4 protein-coding genes are annotated in these 3,687 nt (G+C 41.2%); 1 reads left to right on the top strand and 3 read right to left on the bottom strand.

Translation table 11 applies throughout. From position 1 onward, the window contains the following. A partial coding sequence (tuf, locus tag L654_RS0123810) for an elongation factor Tu (RefSeq protein ID WP_024592699.1) occupies nucleotides 1–1,131 on the top strand: 1,131 nt, incomplete at its 5' end. Nucleotides 1,132–1,510: 379 nt separating this feature from the next. Here the strand turns inward: tuf and L654_RS0123805 are convergent. The 3 genes from L654_RS0123805 to L654_RS0123795 form a co-directional block, all read right to left on the bottom strand. Continuing rightward, the gene (locus L654_RS0123805) at nucleotides 1,511–2,707 is read right to left on the bottom strand and encodes a dipeptidase (protein ID WP_024609242.1); all 1,197 of its coding nucleotides are present in this window, start codon (nucleotides 2,705–2,707) and stop codon (nucleotides 1,511–1,513) included. Nucleotides 2,708–2,771: 64 nt separating this feature from the next. Then, nucleotides 2,772–3,026 (bottom strand): YheU family protein, encoded by a 255-nt coding sequence (locus L654_RS0123800; protein ID WP_007582257.1) that lies wholly within the window; start codon nucleotides 3,024–3,026, stop codon nucleotides 2,772–2,774. Beyond that, nucleotides 3,023–3,687, bottom strand: a 665-nt coding sequence (locus L654_RS0123795; RefSeq protein ID WP_024609241.1) for an alpha/beta fold hydrolase, incomplete at its 5' end; no start/stop codon positions are given. The genes L654_RS0123800 and L654_RS0123795, both read right to left, overlap by 4 nt.

Raw genomic sequence — 3,687 nt, 5'->3', positions numbered from 1 at the left:
GGCCACGTTGACCACGGTAAAACTACACTAACTGCAGCAATCACTAACGTACTTGCAAAAGTATACGGCGGTGTTGCTAAAGATTTCGCATCAATCGACAACGCTCCTGAAGAGCGCGAACGTGGTATCACTATTTCAACGTCTCACGTTGAATACGATACTCCTTCACGTCACTACGCACACGTAGATTGTCCTGGTCACGCCGATTATGTTAAAAACATGATCACTGGTGCTGCTCAAATGGACGGCGCGATCTTAGTAGTTGCTGCGACTGATGGCCCTATGCCACAAACGCGTGAGCACATCCTTCTTTCTCGTCAAGTTGGCGTTCCTTACATCATCGTGTTCATGAACAAATGTGACATGGTAGATGACGAAGAGCTACTTGAACTAGTAGAAATGGAAGTTCGTGAACTTCTTTCAGAATACGATTTCCCAGGTGATGACTTACCTCTAATTGCTGGTTCTGCGCTTAAAGCGTTAGAAGGCGAGAAAGAGTGGGAAGATAAGATTGTTGAGCTTGCAAACGCACTTGATACTTACATCCCAGAGCCAGAGCGTGACATCGATAAGCCATTCATCATGCCTATCGAAGACGTTTTCTCAATCCAGGGTCGTGGTACTGTTGTAACTGGTCGTGTTGAAGCTGGTATCATTCGCATCAATGACGAAGTAGAAATTGTTGGTATCAATGATACAACTCGTTCTACTTGTACTGGTGTTGAAATGTTCCGTAAGCTTCTAGACGAAGGTCGTGCTGGCGAAAACATCGGCGCACTTCTACGTGGTACTAAGCGTGAAGATGTTGAACGTGGTCAAGTACTAGCTAAGCCTGGTTCAATCAACCCACATACTACATTCACTTCAGAAGTATACGTACTTTCGAAAGATGAAGGTGGTCGTCATACTCCATTCTTCAAAGGTTACCGTCCACAGTTCTACTTCCGTACAACTGACGTAACAGGTGACGTACAGTTACCAGATGGCGTAGAAATGGTAATGCCTGGTGATAACATCAAGATGACAGTAACTCTAATCGCACCAATCGCGATGGATGAAGGTCTTCGTTTTGCTATCCGTGAAGGTGGTCGTACTGTAGGTGCTGGTGTTGTAGCAACTATCGTAGCGTAATAATTAACGTTAAAGTTAATTGTTAGAAAAAGGTCACTCAGGTGGCCTTTTTTAATGCCTGAAGAAAAGTGTCATATGAAGGTGGCGCTCTTACCTTAGGCGTAGGTGCTTTGTAGCAACGTTCAAAGCGTAATAATTAACGTTAAAGTTAATTGTTAGAAAAAGGTCACTCAGGTGGCCTTTTTTAATGCCTGAAGAAAAGTGATTTGCTCCTAGGTATAGCTTTATTGCCGTAGCTTAGGTTGAGTTTTACGAAACCCGAGGAAAAAGGTTGCTGAAAATAACTGAGCTCTTAGATATAAAAAAAGCACGGCTAGGCCGTGCTTATATTGAGTTAGCTCTTGGTCTTTTAGCCAATTACTAATATATGATAAAAGCTTTAATGCTTTTTCGCATACTCTTCAGCTTGTTTTAAAACTCTTAATAAATTACCGCTAAGAATCTTTTTAATATCTTTGTTGCTGTAATCTCTGTCCATTAAACCTTGAACAAGATTAGGGTAGCTAGATACATCTTTTAAACCGATAGGTAATGAATCGCCAACTCCATCATAATCAGAGCCAATACCTACATAATCAATACCAATTAGCTCAACTACGTGATCAATATGGTCAAGCACCTGCTCAAGACTTGCAAATGGATACGGGTTTTTAGCACGGTACGCAGCATCAAAATCTTTGCTTAATTTAGTGCCGTCTTTTTTAACGGACTCTTTTGTGTTTTTTAACTGCTTGCCCCAACTGCCTGCTTTAGCGGTAACAAAGCTTGAGCCAAAGTTAATTTGAATAACGCCGCCATTTTCTTTAAGTGCCAATAGCATATCGTCATTCATATTACGCTCAAAGCCAGGCGTGTATTTACGAAGTGATGAATGTGAGGCAATTACGGGTGTTTTAGATAGATCCATAACCTGATAAAACGCATCATCAGAAATATGCGATACATCGATTAGCATACCAATATTATTCATTTCAGTGACAAGATCTTTACCAAATGGGCTTAAGCCTTTCCATTTACGGCGTATATCGTAAGACGAATCCGAAATATGGTTGCTTTGCGAGTGCGCTAGCGTGATGTAGCGAATACCACGGTCGTAAAAGTGCTGAAGGTTTTTCATATCCCCTTCAATAGGAGAGCCGTTTTCCATACCCATCGCTATAGACAGCTTGCCTTGTTTAAATTGCTCTTCTATATCAGTACTTGAGCTAGCAATAGCAAACTTATCGGGTGCGCGCTGGGCTATGGCTTCCATACTATCAATCATTTGATTGGCTAGCTGGTAGCTTTTTCCTTTACCTTCAAATTCCAAATGCGCAGGAATATAAATTGACATAAACGGTGCGTTTAAACCGCCTTTTACAGCGCGAGGGTAGTCAAAATCGCCATCAGTTGTCGCTTTAGTTACATCAACCCAGCTTTCGTGAATTCGATAAGGTACGTCGATATGGGTATCAATTAAAATGGTGTCTTTAGCGAGTTTAATTGCCTTGTCAGATGCTATTATTGTTTGTTCTGCTTGGGCTTGGCTAGTTAAAGCTAGTGATATGGCTACCACTAGAGTGCTGAGTTTTATCATGTTTTGGCTCTTTGGGTAAAAAGCCATTGTGTACGTTCAATTCAAAAGTTACAAGTACTACACCTTAATCAAACGCCTCTGCTTGATGCTCTTCACTTTGCAGCGCTTTAAATTCGCCCTTAGAAATAATAGTAACTGACTCATGTAATTCAGAGAAAAACACCATAGCTTCGCCATTTTTAAGCTGTAGCTTAACTTGGTTAACTTTAGATTCGATGCTTGCTTCTACTTCGCCATAATCGGTGCCTTCGCGCAGTACATAGCTTTCTATTAGGTTGTATAGTGTATCTTTATCGAGTTGTTCAAAAGGGATAATCATAATTGCTCTTTGTTTGCGTTGCCTAAAACATGTTGCCCAAAATAGCATGGCACGGCTTTCTCTAACCAAAATATAGGCTTAAACGGATTTTTACCGCTAATAAAACCAACGTGTCCGCCTTTGTCAGAGATGCGCAGCGTAACATGCTCACTTACGTCTTGCCTACTTGGTACGGCCTTAATTGAGAGCATAGGGTCGTCTTTGGCATGAATAATAAGTGTAGGTATAGCGATATCTTTTAAGTACGGCATTGCACTGGCTTTGCGATAGTAATCATGTGCGTTTTCAAAACCATGCAGAGGGGCTGTTAACTGATTATCAAACTCTAATAAATCGTCAATTTTCATTAACTGTTTTGGTGTTAGTGAAATTTGCTGCTTAATTTGTGGCAGCTTTCGCTGCATTGATTTTTTCATGCGATCGAGCAGATATTTTTGGTAAATTTTACCTAAGCTTTTACGAATAACATCGCTTGATGACGACAAATCATAAGGAGCAGATACCACCGCTGCAGCACTTAGTGGGCATGCTTGTGATTGTTCACCTAAGTATTTGGCCAGTACGTTACCGCCTAACGAAAAACCTACAGCGACCATAGTGCGCTCAGGAAACTGCAGCTTTAAGTGATTTATAAAAAAGGCTAAATCGGCGGTGTCACCGC

The organism is Pseudoalteromonas sp. TAB23 (assembly GCF_000498075.1).
In the GTDB taxonomy this organism is placed as follows: Bacteria; Pseudomonadota; Gammaproteobacteria; order Enterobacterales; family Alteromonadaceae; genus Pseudoalteromonas; species Pseudoalteromonas arctica.
This window is presented reverse-complemented; position numbering and strand designations above follow the sequence as displayed.